The 23,048-nt window shown below is 35.3% G+C and carries 20 protein-coding genes, 1 tRNA gene and 2 pseudogenes; 12 read left to right on the top strand and 11 right to left on the bottom strand.

Features of this window, described 5'->3' with window-relative positions:
- Positions 1 to 30 precede the first annotated feature (30 nt).
- Both gatC and gatA read left to right on the top strand, forming a co-directional pair.
- On the top strand, positions 31 to 318 hold the full coding sequence (gatC, locus tag ACFINI_RS05495) for an Asp-tRNA(Asn)/Glu-tRNA(Gln) amidotransferase subunit GatC (RefSeq protein WP_375621275.1): 288 nt from the start codon (positions 31 to 33) through the stop codon (positions 316 to 318).
- 31 nt (positions 319 to 349) lie between these two features.
- A complete protein-coding gene (gatA, locus tag ACFINI_RS05500; protein ID WP_375629868.1) occupies positions 350 to 1,834 on the top strand; it encodes an Asp-tRNA(Asn)/Glu-tRNA(Gln) amidotransferase subunit GatA in 1,485 nt (494 codons plus the stop codon).
- 96 nt (positions 1,835 to 1,930) lie between these two features.
- On the opposite strand, the gene ACFINI_RS05505 is transcribed toward gatA, so the two are convergent.
- The 5 genes from ACFINI_RS05505 to ACFINI_RS05525 all read right to left on the bottom strand — a co-directional run bounded on the left by ACFINI_RS05505 (position 1,931) and on the right by ACFINI_RS05525 (position 6,789).
- The gene (locus ACFINI_RS05505) at positions 1,931 to 2,641 is read right to left on the bottom strand and encodes an ABC transporter ATP-binding protein (protein ID WP_273791026.1); all 711 of its coding nucleotides are present in this window, start codon (positions 2,639 to 2,641) and stop codon (positions 1,931 to 1,933) included.
- The gene (locus tag ACFINI_RS05510) at positions 2,628 to 3,410 is read right to left on the bottom strand and encodes an ABC transporter ATP-binding protein (protein WP_375646647.1); all 783 of its coding nucleotides are present in this window, start codon (positions 3,408 to 3,410) and stop codon (positions 2,628 to 2,630) included. Before ACFINI_RS05510 ends, ACFINI_RS05505 begins: the two co-directional genes overlap by 14 nt.
- Positions 3,407 to 4,465: a branched-chain amino acid ABC transporter permease gene (locus ACFINI_RS05515; protein WP_375613416.1), complete on the bottom strand. Its 1,059-nt coding sequence runs from the start codon at positions 4,463 to 4,465 to the stop codon at positions 3,407 to 3,409. The genes ACFINI_RS05510 and ACFINI_RS05515 overlap by 4 nt, the downstream gene beginning before the upstream one ends.
- Positions 4,465 to 5,541 carry a branched-chain amino acid ABC transporter permease gene (locus ACFINI_RS05520; RefSeq protein ID WP_375621271.1) on the bottom strand — a complete coding sequence of 359 codons (1,077 nt, stop codon included), beginning with the start codon at positions 5,539 to 5,541 and terminating at the stop codon, positions 4,465 to 4,467. Before ACFINI_RS05520 ends, ACFINI_RS05515 begins: the two co-directional genes overlap by 1 nt.
- 114 nt (positions 5,542 to 5,655) lie before the next feature.
- Positions 5,656 to 6,789, bottom strand: coding sequence for an ABC transporter substrate-binding protein (locus ACFINI_RS05525; RefSeq protein WP_375621270.1), 1,134 nt, complete (start codon positions 6,787 to 6,789; stop codon positions 5,656 to 5,658).
- 324 nt (positions 6,790 to 7,113) lie between these two features.
- Here ACFINI_RS05525 and ACFINI_RS05530 point away from each other — a divergent pair, with 324 nt between their 5' ends.
- The 4 genes from ACFINI_RS05530 (at position 7,114) to ACFINI_RS05545 (ending at position 10,017) form a co-directional block, all read left to right on the top strand.
- Positions 7,114 to 7,689, top strand: coding sequence for a cold-shock protein (locus tag ACFINI_RS05530; RefSeq protein WP_273791031.1), 576 nt, complete (start codon positions 7,114 to 7,116; stop codon positions 7,687 to 7,689).
- A gap of 251 nt (positions 7,690 to 7,940) precedes the next feature.
- Positions 7,941 to 8,453 (top strand): DUF192 domain-containing protein, encoded by a 513-nt coding sequence (locus tag ACFINI_RS05535; RefSeq protein ID WP_375621269.1) that lies wholly within the window; start codon positions 7,941 to 7,943, stop codon positions 8,451 to 8,453.
- On the top strand, positions 8,450 to 9,223 hold the full coding sequence (locus ACFINI_RS05540) for an alpha/beta fold hydrolase (protein ID WP_375611926.1): 774 nt from the start codon (positions 8,450 to 8,452) through the stop codon (positions 9,221 to 9,223). Before ACFINI_RS05535 ends, ACFINI_RS05540 begins: the two co-directional genes overlap by 4 nt.
- A 581-nt stretch (positions 9,224 to 9,804) precedes the next feature.
- Positions 9,805 to 10,017, top strand: a complete 213-nt coding sequence (locus ACFINI_RS05545) for a DUF3126 family protein (RefSeq protein WP_375621268.1) — start codon at positions 9,805 to 9,807, stop codon at positions 10,015 to 10,017.
- Between the two features lie 44 nt (positions 10,018 to 10,061).
- Here ACFINI_RS05545 and radC read toward each other — a convergent pair whose 3' ends face one another.
- The 3 genes from radC to sfsA are packed head-to-tail and all read right to left on the bottom strand — an operon-like array spanning position 10,062 to position 12,413.
- Complete coding sequence (gene radC / locus ACFINI_RS05550; RefSeq protein ID WP_375613419.1) at positions 10,062 to 10,856, bottom strand: DNA repair protein RadC; 795 nt, start codon at positions 10,854 to 10,856, stop codon at positions 10,062 to 10,064.
- A gap of 17 nt (positions 10,857 to 10,873) precedes the next feature.
- Positions 10,874 to 11,704: a type I methionyl aminopeptidase gene (map, locus tag ACFINI_RS05555; protein WP_375611923.1), complete on the bottom strand. Its 831-nt coding sequence runs from the start codon at positions 11,702 to 11,704 to the stop codon at positions 10,874 to 10,876.
- Positions 11,697 to 12,413 (bottom strand): DNA/RNA nuclease SfsA, encoded by a 717-nt coding sequence (gene sfsA, locus ACFINI_RS05560; protein WP_375646651.1) that lies wholly within the window; start codon positions 12,411 to 12,413, stop codon positions 11,697 to 11,699. Before sfsA ends, map begins: the two co-directional genes overlap by 8 nt.
- Before the next feature lie 302 nt (positions 12,414 to 12,715).
- On the opposite strand from sfsA, the pseudogene ACFINI_RS05565 reads away from it, so the two are divergent.
- The 4 genes and pseudogenes from ACFINI_RS05565 (at position 12,716) to ttcA (ending at position 16,304) form a co-directional block, all read left to right on the top strand.
- Positions 12,716 to 13,553, top strand: a pseudogene (locus ACFINI_RS05565) (RNA methyltransferase).
- Positions 13,546 to 14,373, top strand: a complete 828-nt coding sequence (murI, locus tag ACFINI_RS05570) for a glutamate racemase (RefSeq protein WP_375629857.1) — start codon at positions 13,546 to 13,548, stop codon at positions 14,371 to 14,373. The pseudogene ACFINI_RS05565 and the gene murI overlap by 8 nt, the downstream one beginning before the upstream one ends.
- A 170-nt stretch (positions 14,374 to 14,543) precedes the next feature.
- Positions 14,544 to 15,161, top strand: a complete 618-nt coding sequence (gene rpsD / locus ACFINI_RS05575) for a 30S ribosomal protein S4 (RefSeq protein ID WP_273722651.1) — start codon at positions 14,544 to 14,546, stop codon at positions 15,159 to 15,161.
- Positions 15,162 to 15,428: 267 nt separating this feature from the next.
- On the top strand, positions 15,429 to 16,304 hold the full coding sequence (gene ttcA / locus ACFINI_RS05580; protein ID WP_375634106.1) for a tRNA 2-thiocytidine(32) synthetase TtcA: 876 nt from the start codon (positions 15,429 to 15,431) through the stop codon (positions 16,302 to 16,304).
- A gap of 532 nt (positions 16,305 to 16,836) precedes the next feature.
- Here the strand turns inward: ttcA and rimO are convergent.
- Both rimO and lexA read right to left on the bottom strand, forming a co-directional pair.
- Complete coding sequence (gene rimO / locus ACFINI_RS05585) at positions 16,837 to 18,150, bottom strand: 30S ribosomal protein S12 methylthiotransferase RimO (RefSeq protein WP_375629851.1); 1,314 nt, start codon at positions 18,148 to 18,150, stop codon at positions 16,837 to 16,839.
- A gap of 460 nt (positions 18,151 to 18,610) precedes the next feature.
- Positions 18,611 to 19,315, bottom strand: coding sequence for a transcriptional repressor LexA (gene lexA, locus ACFINI_RS05590; protein WP_375646655.1), 705 nt, complete (start codon positions 19,313 to 19,315; stop codon positions 18,611 to 18,613).
- Between the two features lie 1,211 nt (positions 19,316 to 20,526).
- On the opposite strand from lexA, the gene ACFINI_RS05595 reads away from it, so the two are divergent.
- Positions 20,527 to 20,602, top strand: a tRNA-Lys gene (locus tag ACFINI_RS05595).
- Between the two features lie 88 nt (positions 20,603 to 20,690).
- Here the strand turns inward: ACFINI_RS05595 and ACFINI_RS05600 are convergent.
- A pseudogene (locus ACFINI_RS05600) lies at positions 20,691 to 20,868 on the bottom strand (integrase); the annotation flags it as partial.
- A 285-nt stretch (positions 20,869 to 21,153) separates the two neighbouring features.
- Between ACFINI_RS05600 and ACFINI_RS05605 the strand changes: the two are divergent.
- The gene (locus ACFINI_RS05605) at positions 21,154 to 22,053 is read left to right on the top strand and encodes a septal ring lytic transglycosylase RlpA family protein (protein WP_375646658.1); all 900 of its coding nucleotides are present in this window, start codon (positions 21,154 to 21,156) and stop codon (positions 22,051 to 22,053) included.
- The last annotated feature ends 995 nt before the right edge of the window (positions 22,054 to 23,048 follow it).

Raw genomic sequence — 23,048 nt, forward strand, 5'->3', positions numbered from 1 at the left:
TAAACAAAAAAGCAGAAAGGCGTAAAGAGTATGTCTGTTGATCAAGAGACAGTCAAGCGGATAGCACATTTAGCAAGGATTGCCCTCCACGATGATGAGATAGAACCTGTGACAAAAAAATTCAATGCTATTTTAGGTTTTGTAGAGCAATTGAATGAAGTTGATGTCAGTGGAGTTGAGCCATTAACATCTGTGATGCCGATGACTCTACGAATGCGTGAAGATACTGTTACAGATGGCGATAAAGCAGAAGATATTGTAGCCAATGCCCCTGTTACAGAAGAAAATTTTTTTCTTGTCTCAAAAATTGTTGAGTAACTTTTTATATTTTTGAAATTTGAGAACCAATATGACTGATTTAACAACTCTCACAATTGCGCAAGCTCGTGATGCTTTAATAAAGAAAAATCTCAAAGCAACAGAATTAACGGAAGCTTATTTACAAGCAATAGAATCAGCTAATCCAGTTTTGAATGCTTATGTAACAATAACAGCAGAACAGGCAATGAAAATGGCTGCTGAATCAGACAGTCGCTTAGCGAAAGGGCAGGGAGGGCTTTTGGAAGGAATTCCCTTGGGGATTAAAGATCTTTTTGCAACCTATGGTGTTCATACTCAAGCCTGTTCAAATATCCTTGATGGTTTTAAACCGCACTATGAATCAACTGTCACGGCTAATTTATGGCAAGATGGTGCTGTGATGTTAGGAAAACTTAATATGGATGAGTTTGCTATGGGCTCATCCAACGAAACATCATATTATGGTCCCGTTATTAGTCCATGGAGAAAAAAAGGCTCAAATGAAAAACTCGTACCCGGTGGTTCTTCGGGAGGATCCGCAGCCGCTGTTGCTGCACAAATTTGTGCTGGTGCAACTGCAACCGATACAGGTGGCTCAATACGTCAACCAGCAGCTTTTACTGGAACTGTGGGAATAAAGCCAACTTATGGACGTTGTTCGCGATGGGGCGTTGTCGCGTTTGCTTCATCTCTTGATCAAGCTGGACCTGTTGCTAGAGATGTTCGTGATTGTGCTATCTTACTCAGATCAATGGCCTCTTTTGATGAAAAAGATTCTACTTCCGTCAATTTACCAGTTCCTGATTATGAAAGTTATCTTGGTCAATCAATCAAAGGAATGAAAATCGGTATTCCAAAAGAATATCATGTGGATGGAATGTCTCCAGAAATTATTGAGCTTTGGCAAAAAGGAATAAATTGGTTAAAAGAAGCAGGTGCTGAGATTAAAGATATTTCTTTGCCCCATACAAAATATGCTCTACCTTCTTATTACATTATAGCTCCTGCAGAAGCCTCTTCTAATTTAGCGCGTTATGATGGTGTGCGTTTTGGTTTGCGCATGCCTGGGAAAGACATCATTGAGATGTATGAAAATACGCGTTCTGTTGGTTTTGGTGATGAAGTCAAGCGGCGTATTTTGGTGGGAACTTATGTCCTTTCATCTGGTTATTATGATGCCTGTTATCTAAGAGCTCAAAAAGTAAGAACACTCGTAAAACGTGATTTTGATCAATGTTTTGCTTCAGGCATTGATGCTATTTTGACACCAGCAACACCAACACCTGCTTTTGGTATTGCTGATGAAAAAATAAAAACTGATGCTGTAGCAATGTATCTTAATGATATTTTTACGGTACCAGTCAATATGGCTGGTTTACCAGGAATTTCTGTTCCTGCTGGTCTGTCATCAAATGGTTTACCTCTAGGATTGCAATTGATTGGTAAACCTTTTTCTGAAGAAGTCATTTTTCAGATAGCGCATATTATTGAACAAGAAGCAGGAATATTCAGTGCAGAAAAATGGTGGATGTAATAGTCAAAATTCACAAAGGAGCATTTCTCATCCTTAATGAGAAATGCTTTTTTTAAAGGTGGAGGGAATGAGCTCTATTTCCTTAATTCGTAGTCTTTATCCACCAAGATAGGCTTCTTTAACACGCGAATCAGAGAGCATAGTTTTTCCTTCACCGTGAAATAAAATATGTCCTACCTCTAAAATATAAGCATAGTCAGCTATGGAAAGTGCAGCAAATGCATTTTGTTCAATAAGAAGAACAGTTTTTCCCATATCATTAATTTTTCGAATAATAGAAAAAATTTCTCGAACGAGAAGTGGTGCTAACCCCAACGAGGGTTCATCTAATATGACCATATCAGGATTGCTCATGAGTGCACGGCCCACAGCAACCATCTGTTGTTCACCACCTGACATTGTTCCTCCCAACTGTTTTGCTCTTTCACGTAGGCGCGGAAAAAGGTCAAATATCCATTCAATATCACGGGAAATTCCCTGCTTATCGTGACGAATATAAGCACCTAGATGAAGATTCTCTAAAACAGTGAGATGGGGCATGATACGTCGTCCTTCAGGGCTTAGAGCAATCCCTAATCGCAAAATCTCTTCTGGTGATTTTTTTATAATAGATTTGCCATTATAGGTAATTTCTCCATAAACAGAGCGATTAAGCCCTGTAATAGAACGTACAATACTGCTTTTTCCTGCACCATTGGCTCCAATTAAAGTGACAATACTGCCCCGCTTTATGGACATAGAAAGATTTTGGACAGCTTTAATGGCGCCATAATGAACATAAAGATTTTTTATTTTAAGAATATCCATAAACATCTCCGCCAAGATAAGCTTCAATAACTTTAGGGTTATTACGAATTTCATCTGGTGTACCACTGGCAATGCAACAGCCATATTCCATAACCAAAATATGTTGGCAAAGCCCCATAACCACTTTCATATCGTGCTCAATAAGAAGAATTGTAAGATCAAAGTCTTTTTGCACTTTTGCTATGAATTTTCTAAGATCTTCACTTTCTTGTGGATTCATGCCAGCAACAGGTTCATCAAGAAGAAGCAATTTGGGCTTTGTGGCTAACGCACGCGCAATTTCTAGACGTCGTTGCACACCATAAGGTAAAGCTGTTGCCGATTGATTGGCAAGATGATCAAGTTGTAGCTGTTCAAGGAGCTCCAAGGAATTTTTATAAACTTCCTTCTTTTCTTTTATTGCTTTTGGAAAAAAGAGAGCTGAAGAAAACCAAGGATATTTTTGTCGAACATGCGCTCCTACCATAACATTCTGCAAAACCGTTAACCCTGAGAAAAGACGAATATTTTGAAATGTTCTGGCAATATGGCTTCTACAGATAATATAAGGAGACGCTCCAGAAATTTTTTTCTCATCAAAAAGAATGATGCCGCTTGTAGGAGCATAAAATCCAGAAATCATATTGAAAACTGTTGTTTTTCCAGCACCATTGGGACCAATTAATCCAGTAATACTTCCTCGTTTAATTGCCATATTAACATTATTTACAGCAACTAATCCGCCAAAACGCATTACAATATTATTGAGTGAAAGGATATTGTCGTTCATAGCTTTCCCTCAGTATTAGAAAGCTTTTTGCGTGTCAAAAAGCTATAAATTCCATTCCATGAAAATTCTCGTTGTCCCATTAACCCTTTTCTCCAAAACAAGATAATTACCAGCAATAAAAGAGAAAAAACAACCATACGAAGCCCTGGGGTTTCTGGAATATGTATAAAACCTAAGTCAAATGGACTTTCAATAATACGAAGCCATTCAAGCATGACTGTAATAATAATGCTGCCAATAATACTCCCTGTAATTGAACCGAGACCACCAGCAACAACAATCATTAAAATATTAAAAGTCAGAAGAAAATTAAACATTTTGGGATCAATGGTTGAAATAAGAGCCGCCATTAATGCGCCACCTATACCTGCAAAAAATGCTCCAACAGTAAAGGAAAAACTACGGTAGAAAAAAGCATTTATTCCCATAGTTTTCGCAGCTATTTCATCATCACGAATAGCACGTAATACGTTACCAGTATTACTTTGCAGTAAGAGGACAATAAAGAGAACTGTAAATGCTAGCCAACCATAGTTCCACCATAATGTTGCATTTTGAGGTATTCCTTTGATTCCCAAAGAGCCATTTGTGAGCGATGTTGCGTTCGTAATGACAATGCGAATAATTTCCGCAAAACCTAATGTTGCAATTCCAAGATAATCGCCACCAAGACGCAATATTGGTAAAGCAATTAATAAACCTACAACAGCAGCACACAAACCACTTACAACAACAGCGATAAAAAAAGGTAACTGTAAATGATATAATGGTTCAGCAATAGGCTCAAGAATCCACATCATTTCTTTTTGTTCAGGGGAAAGAAGTAAAATTGCGCAAACATAAGCACCAATAGCCATAAATCCAGCATGTCCAAGAGAAAACATACCTGTGAAACCATAAATCAAATTAAGCGAAATTGCCAATATCGCATTAATAGCAATCAGATTGATGATACGAAGCGTATAGTCATTAAAATGGCTATCAGCATAAAATAAAAAACCTATGAGAACTAAAACACTTATACACGATAAAACAGTTGTCGCTGACTTTGCCATTAGATTTTCTCCTGATTTCTTTTACCCATTAATCCTGTGGGCAATATCAATAGAATCAGAATCAATAAAATGAAAGCGAAGGCATCTCGATATCCAGATAGCGCGGGGAAAAATGCGATAATCATAATTTCAATAAACCCTAATAATAATCCTCCCAACATTGCACCTGGTATCGAACCAATACCTCCGATAACAGCAGCGATAAATGCTTTAAGACCAGGAAGAACACCCATATAAGGCTGAATTTGAGGATAACGTAAAGACCACATAATGCCAGCTATGGCGGCAAGAGCTGAGCCTATTCCAAATGTAAGCGCAATAACTTTATTGACAGACACACCCATCAAACGTGTTGTTTCAATATCATGGGAGATTGCGCGCATAGCAAGACCCGGTTTTGTTTTATGGATAATCCATAACAGTAATAAAATAAGAATTAATGACACAAAGGGAACGATCAGAGACATGGGAGCAATTCTGATGATACCATCTGCTCCTGATCCTAGATGCCATAAAAATGGTGTTACAAGAAAGTCTGGCTGTTGTACACCTTTCGGAACACCACTAAAGAGTACAGTAGCAAGATTTTCAATAAAAAAAGAAACACCAATTGCACCGATAAGTGCCGAAATACGCGGAGCATGGCGTAGAGGTTTATAAGCAAATTGATCAACAGCAACACCCACAGCACTTGTAATAAAAATGGAAAAACAAAGAGCTAAAACCCAAATCGGTGTAAAGTCTTGCGGGGAAATTTTAAAATAATAAACAAATCCTAGCGCAAGAATTAAAAAAGCAGCAATCCAATAAATTGGAGGACGCCTTTTAAAGCCTATAAAGACCGAATAATAAACAAGAGCAGCAAGGAACAAAAGAAGAAAAGCTGCCCACGCAGGCATAAAGCCAATTGTGGAAAAGAAAACAAAGTATGCTCCCAGCATAAAGATATCACCGTGAGCAAAATTAATGAGTCTCAGTATACCGTAGACCATGGTGTAGCCAATAGCAATAAGCCCATAAAGAGATCCCAATGCCAGTGCATTAAAAAAGTACTGGATGAACATTTCAGTGCTCATCTCTCATCCTTCCACATTTGTTAATTTACATAGGACAATAAGAAATTTCTAAGTTTTTGGTTGAGAAAAAAATCCTCAACCAATTCTTGCATTTTAGTAAGTAAAACTTTTTAATTAAAAAGCAGGTTTAACTTCTTCTAAATAAACACGTTTTCCATCCTGTATTTTAATGATACCAATAGGAATTTTAGGATTATGATTTTCATCCATTGACATATCCCCAAAGGGGGTAGGAAAATCTTTTAATTGGCTAAGTGCGATAGTAATTTTTTCACGATCAGTGCTACCAGCATTTTCAATAGCCTTCATGAACATCATATAACTCGTGTATCCCAAAACAGAATTGATATTTGGCTCTTTGTCTGGGTAAGCTTTTTTCCATTCTTTTGTGAATTCTTGCGCAGCTACTGACATATTTGGCATATCCTCACTATAGGGAAGTGTCGTATGTAAGAAACCTTCTGCAGCTTTTCCTGCAATCGTAATGGTTTCTGGATTATCCATAGCATCTCCACCCATAATTTGAAACTTCGCCCCTAATTCTCGTGCTTGTTTCATGATGATAGCACCTTCAGAAAAGTAAGATGGAATGAATAAGATATCAGGTTTCTGGGCGATAATTTGCGTGAGAACAGCTGAAAAGTCCTGATCTCCAGAATTATAATTTAAATTTGAGATAACTTCACCACCTAATTTTTTGAAAGCACGCGTAAAATAACTTGCAAGACCAATGGCATAATCGCTTGAAATATCTTTAAGGATAGCAGCCTTTTTTGCGTGTAAAGTTTGGCTTACATAAGTTGCGATTCCTACTCCTTGATAGGAATCAATAAAGCAAGCACGAAAGTAATATTTTTTACCCTGTGTAACAAGGGGACTTGTTGAGGACGTTGCAATGGTTGGAGTCTTTGCCTTTTCAGATATTTCACCACCTGCTAACGAAAGTGAAGAACCATAGCTACCAATGATTCCACTCACTTTTTCACTTGCTGTTAAACGCATAACAGCATTAGCCGCTTCTACTTTATCAGATTTATTATCAATAATAACAAGTTCCACTTTACGTCCTAAAATTTCTGGAACTTTTTTATGGGCTAATTCTATACCTCTAATTTCAAGCTGCCCTCCAAATGCATTTTGACCACTTAATGGAAGATAAACACCAATCTTAATAGGTTCACTCGCATAAACATTTGCTGTAAATGCCATAAATGCTGTGATTATCGTAAGGATTTTCTTCAATTGCATTGCGCATTTTCCTTAATTGAATTGTCGTTTTTTCACCTTATATTGAACTTCTTCATCATGCAAGTTACACATTAATCAAAATATCATTATGTAAAAAAACTTTGTATATGACCTCTTTTGTAGGGCACTCCTTGTAAGGTATGTAAAGTGTACAATCAAATAGTTTTATAAATATTCATGTTGATATTCTCTGACATTAACATAGAAGATACGACAATGTGGGGAAATCTTATCTTGGGGCTTGCGTGTTGATACAAGAGCAATGTTTACTTAAACCTAGAGAATCAATATCGTACAATTTATAAGCTACAGGATCACGTTATTATGACGAGTAAGGATGCATTAAAGGATTGTTCCCCATCTGAGGATAGTATAGGTGCTTGTGGGGAGATTATCGAAATCAGTGGTGTCATTAAGTGGTTTGATGGTAGTAAGGGGTATGGATTTATTGTACCTGATTTACCTCATTTTCCAGATATATTATTGCATGTTACGGTAATGCGAAGGGATGGTTTTCAAACAGCTTTAGAGGGAGCTAAAGTCATTTGTGCTGTGGAAAAAACTGAACGAGGGTTAAAGTGCGTTCAGGTGAAATCCATAGATTGTTCTTCAGCAATTCATCCATCAGAAGTTCCTGCCCGTACCCATGTTGTTGTTACTCCAGAAAGTGGACTAGAACGAGCAATTGTTAAATGGTTTAATCGTGACAAAGGATACGGTTTTCTTAGCCGAGGGCAAGGAACAGAAGATATTTTTATTCATATGGAAACATTGCGCCGTTTTGGTTTAGCAGAGCTTCGTTCCGGCCAAGTTGTTCTTGTACGTTTTGGTAAAGGAGAAAAAGGTTTAATGACAGCAGAGATTTATCCGGACATAGGCATTCCTTTAGCTACGCATTGAATTTCACGAGTGAAATCAGTGTGTTTTCTATATTTTTAAAGATGGTTATTCCGTAAATTGCTATAGAGGTAGATTTTTAAAGAAAATATGGCTCTCGTTAATCCATAAACCAAATGAAGAAAATTTCGCATATTACGTTGAAAAAAACTAGAAAATAACAAGGAAGCAATCCTCTTGTTTTTTGACTTTTAAACTCTGGTACTTTTTATTTTAGAAACAAAATTTAAAATTTTTCTGTGGTGGAGACAAGAATGTTAAAGCCTTTTAAAAAGGGGCATATTGTTTTATTGGTGATGCTTTTTATGTTAGATATGCGTGTTGTTGTAGCAAAGGAGCCCATAGAGATTCCTGTGCATCCGGTTCCTTTAGAAATACATACAAAGCAAGGTCCGGTTTTTTATAAGGTAGAGATTGCTTTTACGCCATCTCAAGCAGCAGCTGGTTTAATGTATCGAACTGATTTTCCACGCGATCGTGCAATGCTCTTTAAGCAGCTAAAAAGTTCTCGATCGGGAGATGAGCAGAAAATTTTTATGTGGATGGCAAATACGCCTTTACCTTTAGATATGATTTTCTTAAACTCTGAGGGAATTATTGTATCGATTATTGAAAATACTTCTCCACTTTCAACAAATACCATTTCATCAGAAGTTCCTGCAGCTTTTGCACTTGAAATTAACGCTGGTGAAGTTTCTAAAAAAAAGATACAAAAAGGACAACGTGTTATTCATCCTGTACTTTGTGGAAAGTGCAATAAAAAATGACCGCTGAAGATATTCGTTTTTTTGAATATAATGGTTTGCGATTTGCTTATCGAGAAGAAGGGCAGGGCGCGCCTATTTTGTTGATCCATGGTTTTGGATCTTCTGCACGGGTGAATTGGTATGCAACGGGTTGGTTTCGTATTCTCACTGAAGCAGGATATCGTGTTATTGCTCTTGATAATCGCGGTCACGGAGATTCAGTTAAAAGTTATGATCCTATCTTTTATACACCTCAAGCTATGGCTGGCGACGCAGTAAAGTTACTGCAGCATTTAGAGTTATCTAAAGCCCATGTTATGGGATATTCTATGGGGGCTCGTATTAGTGCTTTCATGGCTCTTTTGCATCCAACATATGTACACAGTGTTATTTTTGGTGGTTTAGGTATTGGTATGGTGACGGGAGCAGGAAATTGGGAGCCTGTTGCTGAGGCCCTTTTAGCAGAAGATATTTCCACTATTACCAATACGCGCGGTTTAATGTTCCGTAAATTTGCAGATCAAACGAAAAGCGATAGGCGTGCTCTTGCTGCTTGTATCATTACATCAAAACAGGAGTTAACGGCGTCTGAAGTTTACAAAATCAAACAACCAGCACTTGTTGCCGTTGGTTCATTAGATGAAATTGGCGGTGATGCAGAGCCATTGGCAGCCTTGTTGCCTTGTGGTGAAGCTTTATCAATTCCTGATCGAGATCATATGCTTGCTGTAGGCGATAAAGTTTATAAAAAAGGCGTTATCGATTTTCTTTCTCGTTATCCTATAAAATAAGAACTCTTCATAGCTTTTAGAATTTACAGAAATACCCAATATTTTTATTTCGTATAAATTGAAAAAAGCTTATTAAAAAATCTTTCTGTTATGACGTAAGTTTTTATAAAAAATGAAAAGAAAAATAAACTCTTATTAGCTTATTTTGTATATTTTCCAGAGAGGTAATTCTTCTAAGATTAGATAATTATACTTTAAAGGTTATTAAAAAGAATTATTTTCGAATGATGTAATAAATATTTTTATTTGTATTTTTTATAAAATAAACAAACTTATAAATTATTGATCAATTTATTCTTACGAATATGCATTTTAAATACAGATGCTAAAATTGGAGATAAAGTAAAATTATTAAAAATATACAGTTTTTTTGCCATTTTTTAATCTATACGGGTATATTTAATAATGATAGACTCCTTTTGTAAACGTTCTTTATGAATGTATAAAGAACGTTGTGAATATATGTAATATTAAGTAAATATTCAGATTATGCTTTTTTACTGACTTTACAGAATCATAAGAGTGTCTTATTTGCACGACACGCAATTATTTTAATCGTTTCAAAAAAACAGGAGAGCATAGTGAATGCTGATGAAATAAAAAAACTTGATAATTATTTTAAAAATATATTCCAAAACTCAGCATTGCAAGTCAGAGCACGGCCTAAAAAGAGTGATTCTTGTGAGGTTTATATGGGAGATGAGTTTTTAGGCATTATCTATCGAGATGAAGATGAAGATGAGCTCTCCTATAATTTCTCAATGGCTATATTAGATATTGATTTAGAAAATTGATTCGTTATTCATAGTTGAATGAAGTCTTTTTTATCCCATAAGATTTATATAAGTTTTAACGCTTTAAAACTCGTATGGTTATTTCGTGCAATAATAAGATGGTCATGGATAATAATGCCTAATGCATTTGCTGCATCTTTTAATCTATATGTCATTGTTATATCTGCATTAGAGGGGGTGGAATCGCCAGAAGGGTGATTGTGGACTAAGATAAGTCCTGATGCGGATAACTCTAAAGCTCGAGAAATAACTTCACGAGGATAAACAGGGGTATGATCAATGGTTCCAGTTTGTTGCACCTCATCAGCAAGTAAGCCGTTTTTTTTATCAAGAAACAAAATACGAAACTGTTCACGTGTTTCGTGAGCCATAACAGCTTTACAATACGCTAACACTTTATCCCATGATGAAAAAATATCGCGCTTAAACAATTGCGCACGAGCAAGACGTCCAGCAACATCTGAAATAATTTTTAAATCAACTGCAGTGGCGGGACCACATCCTGGAATTTCTTGAAGTCGGTGAATATCCGCTCCCAACACATCAGCTAATGAACCAAAACGCGCTATCAAATTTTTAGCTATGGGTTTTGTGTTTGCACGGGGTATTGTGCGAAAAAGCAATAATTCAAGATATTCATAATCTTCAATTGCATTTCCTTTTGACTTTAAATAGCGCTTCCGAAGACGTTCACGATGGCCTTGATAATGTTTATGAAGCTGTGCGTTTTTCTGAGGCTCTTCACTTTTTCTTTCTGATACTGGGGTGAGTGGAGAACTCGATGTTAATGCAAAGTGATTACTTTGAGTATCTTCCTTTTGATTTAATTTTTTAGCCATAACATCTCTACATTGCGTTAGGTATGGGAATTTGGAATATAAAAAATATTTTTAGGAGATTGTGTAAATATTTCATACCCTTCATTTGTAACACCAATTGTATGTTCATATTGTGCTGTCAGAGAGCGGTCACGGGTAACAGCAGTCCAACCGTCAGATAAAATCTTAACTTGTGGTTTACCAAGGTTAATCATAGGCTCAATTGTAAACATCATACCTTGTTTTAATTCAACTCCTTCTCCAGGATTTCCATAATGGAGAATATTGGGAGCATCATGAAAAAGCTGGCCGATACCATGTCCGCAGAAATCTCTCACAATTGAACAGCGTTCAGATTCTGCATACTGTTGAATGGCTGCCCCAATATCACCTGTCGTTGCTCCAGGCTTAACGACAGCGATTCCTTGCATAAGACTTTCATAGGTTATTTTTAGCAAGCGTTCTGCTGCACGCCTAATTTTTCCAACAGGATACATTCGGCTTGAATCCCCATGCCAACCATCAAGGATAAAGGTTACATCAACATTTACAATATCACCTTCTTGCAAAGGTCTTTTATTGGGAATGCCATGGCAGACAACGTGATTGATAGATGTACAGCATGAATGGCTGTATCCATGATAATTTAGATCAGCAGGAAGTGCTCCTCGCTTAGCTCCAAAAATAAATACAAAATCATCTATTTCTTGCGTAGTAACGCCCGGCTTAATAATATCTGTAAGCGCATCAAGGCATTCTGCAGCAATACGACCAACTTCACGCATTTTAGCAAAAGCATAATCATCGAAAATGCGGATTTTTCCATTAAATTTTAAAGGGATTTTATTATATTCGATATACTCAGTCATTGTTTCTTCTATTTTCTATTTTTACTCTCTGAATCGGAAAAATGCCTTCTACACTTACATGACACTTTACAGCATAACATTCTACTCCTGATTTTAATGCTAAATCAAACTTACGTCCATAGAGTGGATCAAGATCATGACAAATTGTAAAAGCTGAGCAATCTTCTCGTTGAATAATATAAAGCATAGCAGCTCGTTTTCCTTGTTGTACAACTTCTATGAGCTCATCAAGGTGACGTGCACCACGTTTTGTTTCGCTATCAGGAAATTCTGCTAATCCTTTCTGACGAATAAAATGAACATTTTTGACTTCTAGGTAACAATCAGGAAGAATGTCATCACGTAAAAGAAAGTCAATTCGTGATTGTGTCCCATAGCGTTGTTCTTTTAAAATTGTTTTATATCCATTTAATTCTGGTAGTAATCCGTTTTGAATTGCTTCTAACGCAAGTTTATTGGGTAAAGACGTATTAATGCCAACCAAAGTATTATCGGCTTCAATAATTTCTAATTGATAGGCATATTTTCGTTTGATGTTGTTATGATAAGAAAGCCAAATATTGGTGTTGAAAGCTGTTAATCCAAGCATTGATCCTGTATTAGGTACAGACACGGTGAGGACATGCTGATCATCTTGTTGAACATCCGCAAGGAAACGTTTATAACGACGGATAAGCTTTGCAGGAAAAAGTTTGGGAATAAAGTGCATATCCCTTTTTTAGGATTTATGATTTCATAATTCAACTGAGATTATGATTTATAGGGGCTGTTCCCTATTAAAAAAGGTAAAATTGATGTAAAAAACGCTACGATATCTTATATAAATTGTTATAAATTCCATCGTTTACTTTAATGGCTTTTAAAATTTATTATTAGGTTTAGAAACTATTATCTTTGAATGAAAAGATAGATTATCTATAATTTATTATTAAACAGCATTAGAGTATTGTGAAAAAGGTTTCGTAAAAATAGTGGAGAGGGAGATAGTTTAAGTGAAACTAGGTAAAATTGATGGCAGGAACGAATAGGAATCGTGAAAATTTAACAAATGGTCCCATTATTATTTTAGTTGAACCGCAGCTTCCTGAAAACATTGGTATGGTCGCAAGGGCAATGGCAAATTTTGGGCTTTCTAAGCTTCGATTAGTCAATCCTCGAGAAATGTTTCCAAATGAAAAAGCTAGAGCTGCTGCAAGTAAAGCTGATCATGTCATTAACAATGCTGTGATTTTTAACACATTGCGTGATTCAATTGCAGATTTACACTATGTTTTTGCCACAACAGCACGTGAAAGATGTGGATTTAAAACTGTAAAAAGTGCTGTCGAAGCAGCAAGCGTATTACGTCAGCGTGAAAGTATCGGACATAAGACCGGGATTGTCTTTGGAAGAGAGAGATGGGGACTAGAAAATGATGAAATCAGCCTTGTTGATGAAATTATTACTTTTCCAGTTAATCCTGCTTTTGCGTCACTTAATATTGCGCAAGCGGTTCTTTTAATGTCTTACGAATGGATGAAAACTGGTTTAGAGAATGTCAGCGATACGGCATTTCGTGCCGCAGAGATGGAACCTGCAAATAAAATAATATTCCATGGTTTTTTATCTCAGTTAGAAGAGGCTTTGAATATCCGTGGGTATTTTAGACCACCAGAACGTAAAGAAGTAATGCTTGCAAATTTGCGCTCTGTTTTTACGCGCGCTAACTTTAGTGAACCTGAGGTTCGTTTATTGCGAGGCATTATATCTTCTTTGGATCATTTTTCGCCACAATATCCACGAGGGAGTAGAGCACCGGAAGAGCGTGATCGTAAAAAAATTAAAAATAAGTGTGAAAACTAATGGATGAACGACCTGTTCTTTTTTTTGATAGCGGTATTGGTGGTTTAACAGTATTCAGGGAAGCGCGTATTCTTATCCCTGACATGCAATTTATCTATGTTGCTGATGATGCAGGATTTCCTTATGGAAATTGGAAAGAAAATATTTTGAAAGAGCGTATTTTGAAGATTTTTAAAAATCTTTTAACACGTTACAATCCAGCTTTATGTGTGATTGCTTGCAACACTGTTTCTACACTGATGATAGCAGATTTACGACAAAATTTTCCTCATGTCCCTTTTGTAGGAACGGTTCCTGCAATTAAATCAGCTGCTGAACAAACAAAATCTGGTTTTATTTCCGTATTAGCGACTCCTGGAACAGTTAAACGTGCTTATACAAATGAATTAATTAACTCTTTTGCTGGACAGTGTCATGTTCAGCTTGTGGGAAGTAAAAAGCTAGCTGGACTTGCTGAAGATTATTTACGGGGAAAATCTATCGATTCAGAAGAGTTAAGAAAAGAAATCCTGCCATGTTTTGTGGAAAAAAATGGACAATATACGGATGTTATTGTTTTAGCCTGCACACATTATCCTTTTTTGATTAATTTCTTTCGTGATCATGCTTTATGGTCCGTTGAGTGGATTGATCCGGCGAAAGCGATCGCCAAACATATCAGATCTTTATTACCATTGTCGGGAAAGATACACCATCAATATATAAAGAAATATCAAGATTTTGCGTTATTGACATCGAAAAATATCACTTCTTTAACGGAGAATTTGTTTAAAGGATTTGGCTTAAAACTCATGAAAGGAGTTGACTTTGGGTTACGAGACCAATAATGATGATCTAGCTATTTTTTCAAGAAAATAGCATTAATTGACGTGTCCCGTGGATAACTTTGCATATTGATATGTTAAGGTATTCTGTCAGTCTTTAGTATTTAAAGGCAGAGGAGGGCGCGTTTCCTTGGGGTCTTAAGATCTCGTGTTTTATTTTATAAGGAAATGCGATGAGTAAACGCGAAACAACAAAGTATAAAATTGACCGTCGTATGGGAGAAAATATTTGGGGGCGTCCAAAATCTCCTGTCAATCGTCGTGATTATGGTCCAGGTCAGCATGGACAGCGTCGTAAAGGAAAACTTTCTGACTATGGGGTTCAGTTGCGCGCTAAACAGAAATTGAAAGGGTTTTATGGAGATATTTCAGAAAAACAATTTCATAAAACCTACGAAGAGGCAGCTCGTCGACGGGGCGATACTGGCGAAAATCTTATCGGTCTGTTAGAATCACGTTTGGATGCTGTTGTTTATCGTGCAAAATTCGTACCTACGATTTTTGCTTCTCGCCAATTTATCAATCACGGTCATGTTAATGTCAATGGGCGGCGTACAAACATTCAATCTTATCGTTGTAAACCAGGTGATGTTATTGAGGTTCGGGAAAAATCGAAACAACTTGTTTTAGTGTTAGAATCAGTGCAATTGGCAGAACGTGATGTCCCTGATTATATTGAAGCAGATCATAAACAGATGAAAGCAACCTTTACACGTATTCCTGCTTTTGCAGATGTTCCTTATGCTGTGCAAATGGAACCTAATCTGGTTGTTGAATTTTATTCTCGATAATTTTTCTGTAAGAGAAATTGTTTCTCTCTTCTATTATGATAACTTCAAAATATTGTGTTATTCTTACAATATTTGAAGTTAATAAGTTCTTTTTGTAAATGGTTCTATATTAAGTTTATTGCTATGTTTTATAGTCATAAATTTGTATAGTTCCATTTCTTTTTTGTGTATCTAATTTATAAATTCAAAAAACATAAATGTAAGCTTGCTTTAATATTTGTTTTTATCTTTGCAAAACGAGCCGTTTATTGTGCAGGATATGGTATTATGAATGATGTTTCAGTTGAATATCAGGCAATAGAAGAAAACAAAGGGAGAGATGATCCTTTAATAAGCGAAGCAGATAATTGTCATCCAATGTTTCGTGTTGCTCCTTCAAGCGTAGAATTTAATAAATTGCGCAAACGACTTTTACGTCATATGCGACAAGCTTTGGATGATTTTTCTATGCTCTCTACAGGGAAAAAATGGCTTGTTGCTTTATCGGGTGGAAAAGACTCTTATGGTTTATTAGCGCTTCTTTTAGACTTAAAGTGGCGAGGTCTTTTATCCGTTGAAATTCTAGCCTGTAATCTTGATCAAGGGCAACCAGGATTTCCTAAGCATATTCTTCCAGACTTTTTAAGTTCTTATAAAATTCCATATCGTATTGAATATCAGGATACTTATTCCATTGTTACAGATAAATTGGCAGAGTCGCAGACATATTGTTCACTTTGTTCTCGATTACGACGTGGTAATCTCTATCGTATTGCACGTGAAGAGGGATGTTCTGCATTAGTTTTAGGTCATCATCGTGATGATGTTTTAGAAACATTTTTTATGAATTTGTTTCACGGTGGCCGATTAGCTGCCATGCCTGGAAAACTTAAAAATGATGAAGGAGATCTTTTTGTATTACGTCCTCTTGTTTATGCTGCTGAGGAAGATATGGAAAAATTTTCTCAAGAAATGCAATTTCCAATTATTCCTTGTAATCTTTGCGGTAGTCAAGATGGATTACAACGTAATGCAATGAAAGAAATGCTGAAAAATATAGAAAGACAAATGCCAGGACGTAAAGATACGATGATTCGCGCTTTAACAAATGTACGCCCAAGTCATTTGCTTGATAAGAAATTCTTTGATTTTAAAACGTGTTAATAAAAATTAGATATTTTAAAAATAAGTTTAAAGAGTTTAAGATAAGAGACTTATTTATAATGATAATTTATTTTTTTCATTTAAATATCGTCAGATTGTTTTGTTTCAAATTCTCTTATATTGCAACCATAAAAAACATCCGTTTGCATATCACAAAGGAAGTTCTTGTGTGCATAAAACACTCTTGAAAAAAGTTTCCTTTCACTAACCAATGACTGTCGTAATATGAAAAATGGGAAAATAGTACGGTTGTCGATTTGCTCTTTTGTTAATTAAAAATGGTGAGCCTTGTGGATTTTATTCTTTTGCGCCGCCGTCACCGCCATTTAAAGCTCATTTTAAGGCATTAAATTAAGAGAATATATAACTGCTTGGTATTTTGGGAGTGTATAGCAAACATTCAGAGTAAGGATTGCTCATAAATTCTCATGAAGTAAGTCACATGATCGGTTCTTGTTATGAAAAGTCGCTTTTTTATAAACTAATGCTGATAGAAATCTTCATCATTGAGGACAGGGAAGGAGTTAAATTTTTAAACGGCTATACCATAAAGGTCATAGGCATCCGATTGTTCGATTTTAACGGTGACAAATTCACCAACACGCAGTGGGCGTCGTGATGATATATGGACAACACCATCTATTTCTGGAGCATCGTACTGACTACGTCCTTTGGCAACTTTTCCTTGACTTTCATCGATAAGCACTCGGAGTCTTTTTCCAATTTTTTTCTTTAAAAGATGTGTAGAAATTTGTTGTTGTTTTGCCATAAAACGATGCCAGCGGTTTTCTTTCACCTCTTCAGGAATATTTTCTAATCCCAAATCATTTGCGGCAGCTCCTTTTACTTCTTCATATTTAAAGCACCCCGCGCGTTCAATTTTTGCTTCTTCTAGCCATTCTAGAAGTATATTAAAATCTTCATTCGTTTCACCAGGAAAACCAACGATAAATGTTGATCGCAAAGTAAGATCTGGACATATTTTCCGCCATTTTTCAATTCTACGGTTTGTTTTTTCCATAAGTGCGGGACGCTTCATGTGACGCAAAACAGTTGGTGATGCATGCTGAAAAGGTATATCCAGATAAGGAAGAATTTTTTTTGCAGCCATAAGTTCGATAACTTCATCAACATGGGGATAAGGATAAACGTAATGCATACGTACCCAAATACCCATATCGCCTAGTTCGCGACAAAGATCAAAGAATTTAGTTTTGATTGTACGATCTTTCCAAGAATTTTCGAGATATTTAAGATCAACACCATAAGCACTCGTATCCTGTGAAATAACCAAAAGTTCTTTTACACCCGCTTGCACGAGTTTTTCAGCTTCACGAAGAACATCGCTGATGGGACGTGAAGTGAGATCACCACGCAGTGTAGGGATGATACAAAAACTACACCGATTAGAGCATCCTTCAGAAATCTTTAAGTAGGCGTAATGGCGAGGTGTTAAACGAATACCTTGGGGAGGAACTAAATCAAGAAAAGGATCATGAACAGGAGGAATTGCTGTATGAACAGCTTCTATAACGCTTTCATAAGCTTGCGGTTTTGTAATAGCCAATACATTAGGATATGTTTGGCGAATAGCATCAGGATCAGCACCAAGACACCCTGTTACAATAACTTTTCCATTTTTTTTAAGAGCTTCATCAATATTGGCTAACGATTCTCTCCTTGCCGAGTCAAGAAAACCACAGGTATTCACAATAACGACATCAGCTCCTTGATGTTGACGTGAAATCTCATACCCTTCAGAGCGAAGGCGTGTAATAATTCGCTCAGAATCTACGAGTGCTTTTGGGCATCCGAGGGAGACAAAACTAATACGAGGTGCTACCATGATGATCCTACAATTACTATGAATGATTGAGTTACGCTTTTATTAATTTAAAAATAATGTTCTTTGTTTTTATACCTATGCAATACAATCTGTTACAAAGTTATTTGATTTTTTTCTACAAAATTTTATGTGTTTGTATGCATGCATACAATTTTGTCTTATTATATCGTAAAATTCCGTTATTGAGGATGATGATATAAGAAAGCTTCCTTCAAAGCATTTAAGTTCTTTTCAAAGTACGTGGTGAATATTTTAAAACTTACTTGTCAAGCCTTGCATTAAGTGAAGAACATGGAGGGAAGGGAAAATTAAACCCGCTCGATAAGGATCTGGATTGTTTATAAACCGAATTGGGGGCATCCTTTGGCTGTGGAGAAGAAGTCAATTGCGTGTGGCACAATAAAAAAATACTCAACAGCTTCTTACTGCGATATCTATCGCGTACTATAAGGTTTATTTTTTAATATTTGCGAATAAGTCCGGTAAGTTTTCCTTGTATTTCTATACGCTCGGATTCGTATGTCCGTACTTCATAATGAGGATTTGCGGCTTCTAATGCAATAGAAGCTCCTTTGCGTCGATAACGTTTTAATGTGGCTTCTTTTTTATCAATAAACGCAACAATAATTTCACCAGTTATTGCTGTATTTTGACGTTTCACAATGATCGTATCTTTATCAAGGATACCAGCCTCCATCATAGAATCATCTTTAACTTCTAATGCGTAGTGCTCACCTGTATTAACCATATCAAGTGGAAGAGAAAGGCTGTTTATTTGTTGCAGTATAGCAGAGGCGGGTACGCTCGCAGAAATACGTCCCATAATAGGAATGGTGATATTTTTTTTTTCTTCTTCATCAAAGGGACTCAAGCTTTTTGATATTTCCCTTTTCTTTCTTTCTATCATACTGGGAGAAATTTTACGTGCTAAAGAAAGGCTAAATGTTATTTTCTCAGGAAGTCGAATCACCTCCACAGCACGAGCACGATTGGGCAAGCGACGTATAAAACCTCGTTGTTCTAAGGCTATAATGAGCTTATGAATACCAGACTTTGAAGAAAGTTCTAATGCATTTTTCATTTCTTCAAAAGAAGGAGGAACACCAGTTTCTTTTATATGGTTATGAATAAATAAGAGTAGCTCATACTGTTTACATGTTAGCATTCAACATTCCAATCAAAATAATAAAAATTAGTAAAGTAAAAATACATGTATATATAACACTTTTACAATTTTTTATCGCCAAATCAAAATTATTTTATTTGTTTTTGATATTATCGTTTAATAAATAAATATGTTTATTTATAGATATATTTAAATTATTATTTATATACTGTATATATACATTAATATTAAATAATGTATAAATATACTTTATAGTTCTGACTGAATTATCCAACACTAAATTTTGTGACTAGTATTATCCTTTTCTTCTAAAAATATATCTACGTATTTTATAATTTTTGATATAAAAAAGTTAACTAGAAGGCATTCTATATATTCAAAACACTTAAAATAATTTTGCATACTGCATATTATTTCTGCTTTTTTATTCTTAGTAAAATTATCTACAGCTCTAATAGTGAGCATAATTTATAGTCATTCGGGATATTTTCAATGAGACTAAATTTTTGCTTCATATCTACTTGATTCTATAGGATAAATTGGCTTTCGTTATATATTCATTATACATGAATAAAAATCATACTCTCAAAGCCATTGTTGCTCATTGTTCCATTTTCAAGTCTAACGTGTCAACCGCTATATACTATTTCCATGAACCCTAATGTTGCGATAATTTTTGGTTATTGAAAGGAAGCATAAAAGGTATTTTCATTTCTTTTTTATAGTTTTATTCTCTCGCTTATATCGGTCAAGAAAATGCTTTTTATTGTTTCAATATAAAAAAGATTTGAAATGAGAAAAACTTACAGTATTTGAGAATTTTCACTCAAGTAAAAAGTAATAAATTATTATAAATCAATATATTATCTTATAAAGCTGTATTCATATTTGAGAATTGAACACTAAAATATAAAGATATAAAAATAATATTATAATAAAAGGTATTTTTTCTTCTCTACCCATTATGCTCAACAACCCATGTGAGGGGAAGGGGGTATTTCTCATAATTTTAACGCTTCGAATCTATGCAATATTTTGCAGTGAAATTTTTCCTTTATTGAAACTTCAAAAAGAAGATTAAAGAGTACTTATACAATGATGAAGTAAAGGGGCGAAAACGGAAAATTATTGATAACTGAAGAAAATAATAATATTTTTTTCCAAAAGGTGTTGACCAAATGGAAAGTCAACCGTATGTTCCCTTCACTTTCTACAAATTAGATAGTGTGCAAACTAGATAGCTTGTGTGAGAGCGCGTAGCTCAGCTGGTAGAGCAACTGACTTTTAATCAGTAGGTCCAGGGTTCGAATCCCTGCGCGCTCACCAAATTTAAGTAATATCAATAGGCTATAAAAAATTTAAGAATCTTTTTTGTTTTGATTCTTTTTCAAGTTTTTATTGATTCTATAGCCTGTCATTTTCTATCAGCTGTTTTGGAATAGAGCGGTGCTATGCTGTCTCTTGTCCAACAAAAAAGAGCTTTAAGATTACGATAGGATTGTACCTGCGTTGGCAGCACATGTGGTTTCTAATTTTCTCAATCTATAGGTTGATTTTTTAATACCCACTGCATTACATGATTCGCAAAACAGTTGCTAAAATCACCACTTATTCACACTTAATATTATGAAATGAATTTTCTATAAGATGTTGATTTATTTAATTTTTACTCTTTTTAACATCTACTATAGTACATTTATTTCTTATGAAGATCATAAAAAGGTTAACAATACGTTAATTTCTTGATAGAAGGGGCCAATTCAAGAGTGGTATATGCGCGAGGGGAATCATTTAAAAACGTAAATTCTTCCGTTGCGTACAAAAAGCGTGACGTGGTTTTTACAGTAGTACTTAACAGAAATAAGTGGACTGAATAGATGCCTTCAAATAGAAAAAAGAAATTTACTTTTATGATTAAACCAACACTTCAATTGTTTTCTATGATCGTCATTTCTCAGTCACTGGTATCTTGTTGCGCAAGCCAAACTATGAATTTTTCAATAAAAGATTCCTATCATAATAAACCAATTAACGTAAACACTTCTGTACTACCTCAACAAGTATCCAATAAGAAGAATCAATCGGAAGAAAAAAAGCGTGGACGAGCGATTGTTGGTAAACCTTATCAAATAAAAGGAAAGTGGTATTATCCTCAAAGTGATCCAACTTATAAACGTGTTGGCGAAGCATCATGGTATGGTTCAGATTTTCATGGACGTTTAACTGCCAACGGTGAAATTTATGACATGAATCTTTTGACTGCTGCTCATCCTACAATGCCTTTACCTAGTTATGCTCGTGTTACTAATTTGAAAAATGGATCTTCAATCGTTGTTAGAGTGAATGATCGCGGACCTTTTATGAAAGACAGAATCATTGATTTATCAAGGCAAGCTGCGGCAATATTGGGGTATGTAGATAGGGGGGTCGCAGATGTTAAAGTAGAATATATTGCTGAAGCACCTGTTGGCTATTATGATGCTGCATATTTAATGTCCTCTTATACTCCTGGAAATGCTGCCCCATATTCATTAGCGTCAGAAAATGTTGCGAAAAAAAGAGAAACTGTTTTGTTAAAAGAGCAGCGCAATACAAGAAACAAAAAAGAATTAGCTAAAGCAGCTGCTGTTGAACACGAACAACGTAATAAAACTGTTGTAGTTAAATTGCCAGAAATTGGTCCTATCATGGTTGATAAGCCGATACCATTCGATCAAGTTGCTTCTATAAATAAGCTAAACAAAAAAACAAAGGTTAATTGGCTACAACTGTTTTAAGAAAAAATGCATTGATTTTTTATCTATATAATTTTCTAGTAAAAAAGGTAAGAAATTACGGATTTAGTGTAGGATTTTTATCTTAAAGCGCTTTGTCCTTTTCAAAAAGCTTGGTTGGGTTCTATTATTATAAATTCAGTACGGCCTTTCCACTCCATTGCTGGTCTATTCGTCGTTTTATGATATTGCTTGCTTAATAAAGCGTGTACTTTTCTTGCTGTAATAGCTTTTGCTAGACGAAGGTAAATTATTGTGTCAGTCTGTTTGTGTAATCTCTAAAACAACTTGTACAATCGATTTGAGATGAATAAAAAGCTTAACAAGTAAAAAAATATTTTCTTTTGATTCGGCCTTGCATCTTTCTAAAGTATCTACGGTAATATCTTATGAAAAGATTATGCATTATCTTATGCTTTTGTTTATCATGTTCTTTAATGGAGTAAGTTCCCTCACGAAAAACAGAGCGTCTCAAACAAAATACACTTACATTGCCAATTCATGGACTTATTTAAAAGAGACATACTTTAACACGCTACAAGCCTATTTTGCGACAGCGCCTGTGAATGGTATAACTGTTAACGCCTTTAGACATCAGCATCTTTACTCTTATGAAGATATAAATCGACACCATCATACACTTTGCAAGTCCCCAATGTTTTGTGCGATAATTCTTAACACTTGAGAGGTTTATAAGAAGTATTTTTACTCTCTTTTTTAATAATTTTTATCCATATACGAACCCTACTTATGACCCGTAAGTAAGCGATTTTTAATGAATTCAATATGAGAAGAGGGGATGAGAGAATCTTACAGTATTTTGAGTTAGCTTCAATTTTAAAATGATAATTTATCATAACAAATCAAAATACTATCAATAAAAATAGGAAAAAATCTTTTGTCTCTCATACATTTAAAATGTTAAACTGAACCTACATGGAAGATAAAAAACGTGTCATATTATTTTTTCTAAAGCTAAATGAAAATAAAATCTTTTT

The organism is Bartonella sp. AA56HLJMS (assembly GCF_042197145.1).
In the GTDB taxonomy this organism is placed as follows: domain Bacteria; phylum Pseudomonadota; class Alphaproteobacteria; order Rhizobiales; family Rhizobiaceae; genus Bartonella.

Bases quoted from the DNA above. Each gene is read 5' to 3' on its own strand.
- gatC (WP_375621275.1), top strand. From the start codon at position 31: ATGTCTGTTGATCAAGAGACAGTCAAGCGGATAGCACATTTAGCAAGG.
- ACFINI_RS05510 (WP_375646647.1), bottom strand. From the start codon at position 3,410: ATGAACGACAATATCCTTTCACTCAATAATATTGTAATGCGTTTTGGC.
- ACFINI_RS05605 (WP_375646658.1), top strand. From the start codon at position 21,154: ATGCCTTCAAATAGAAAAAAGAAATTTACTTTTATGATTAAACCAACA.
- ACFINI_RS05540 (WP_375611926.1), top strand. From the start codon at position 8,450: ATGACCGCTGAAGATATTCGTTTTTTTGAATATAATGGTTTGCGATTT.
- ACFINI_RS05525 (WP_375621270.1), bottom strand. From the start codon at position 6,789: ATGCAATTGAAGAAAATCCTTACGATAATCACAGCATTTATGGCATTT.
- gatA (WP_375629868.1), top strand. From the start codon at position 350: ATGACTGATTTAACAACTCTCACAATTGCGCAAGCTCGTGATGCTTTA.
- ACFINI_RS05505 (WP_273791026.1), bottom strand. From the start codon at position 2,641: ATGGATATTCTTAAAATAAAAAATCTTTATGTTCATTATGGCGCCATT.
- murI (WP_375629857.1), top strand. From the start codon at position 13,546: ATGGATGAACGACCTGTTCTTTTTTTTGATAGCGGTATTGGTGGTTTA.
- ACFINI_RS05535 (WP_375621269.1), top strand. From the start codon at position 7,941: ATGTTAAAGCCTTTTAAAAAGGGGCATATTGTTTTATTGGTGATGCTT.
- rimO (WP_375629851.1), bottom strand. From the start codon at position 18,150: ATGGTAGCACCTCGTATTAGTTTTGTCTCCCTCGGATGCCCAAAAGCA.
- sfsA (WP_375646651.1), bottom strand. From the start codon at position 12,413: ATGCACTTTATTCCCAAACTTTTTCCTGCAAAGCTTATCCGTCGTTAT.
- radC (WP_375613419.1), bottom strand. From the start codon at position 10,856: ATGGCTAAAAAATTAAATCAAAAGGAAGATACTCAAAGTAATCACTTT.
- ACFINI_RS05520 (WP_375621271.1), bottom strand. From the start codon at position 5,541: ATGAGCACTGAAATGTTCATCCAGTACTTTTTTAATGCACTGGCATTG.
- ttcA (WP_375634106.1), top strand. From the start codon at position 15,429: ATGAATGATGTTTCAGTTGAATATCAGGCAATAGAAGAAAACAAAGGG.
- lexA (WP_375646655.1), bottom strand. From the start codon at position 19,315: ATGCTAACATGTAAACAGTATGAGCTACTCTTATTTATTCATAACCAT.
- map (WP_375611923.1), bottom strand. From the start codon at position 11,704: ATGACTGAGTATATCGAATATAATAAAATCCCTTTAAAATTTAATGGA.
- ACFINI_RS05515 (WP_375613416.1), bottom strand. From the start codon at position 4,465: ATGGCAAAGTCAGCGACAACTGTTTTATCGTGTATAAGTGTTTTAGTT.
- rpsD (WP_273722651.1), top strand. From the start codon at position 14,544: ATGAGTAAACGCGAAACAACAAAGTATAAAATTGACCGTCGTATGGGA.
- ACFINI_RS05530 (WP_273791031.1), top strand. From the start codon at position 7,114: ATGACGAGTAAGGATGCATTAAAGGATTGTTCCCCATCTGAGGATAGT.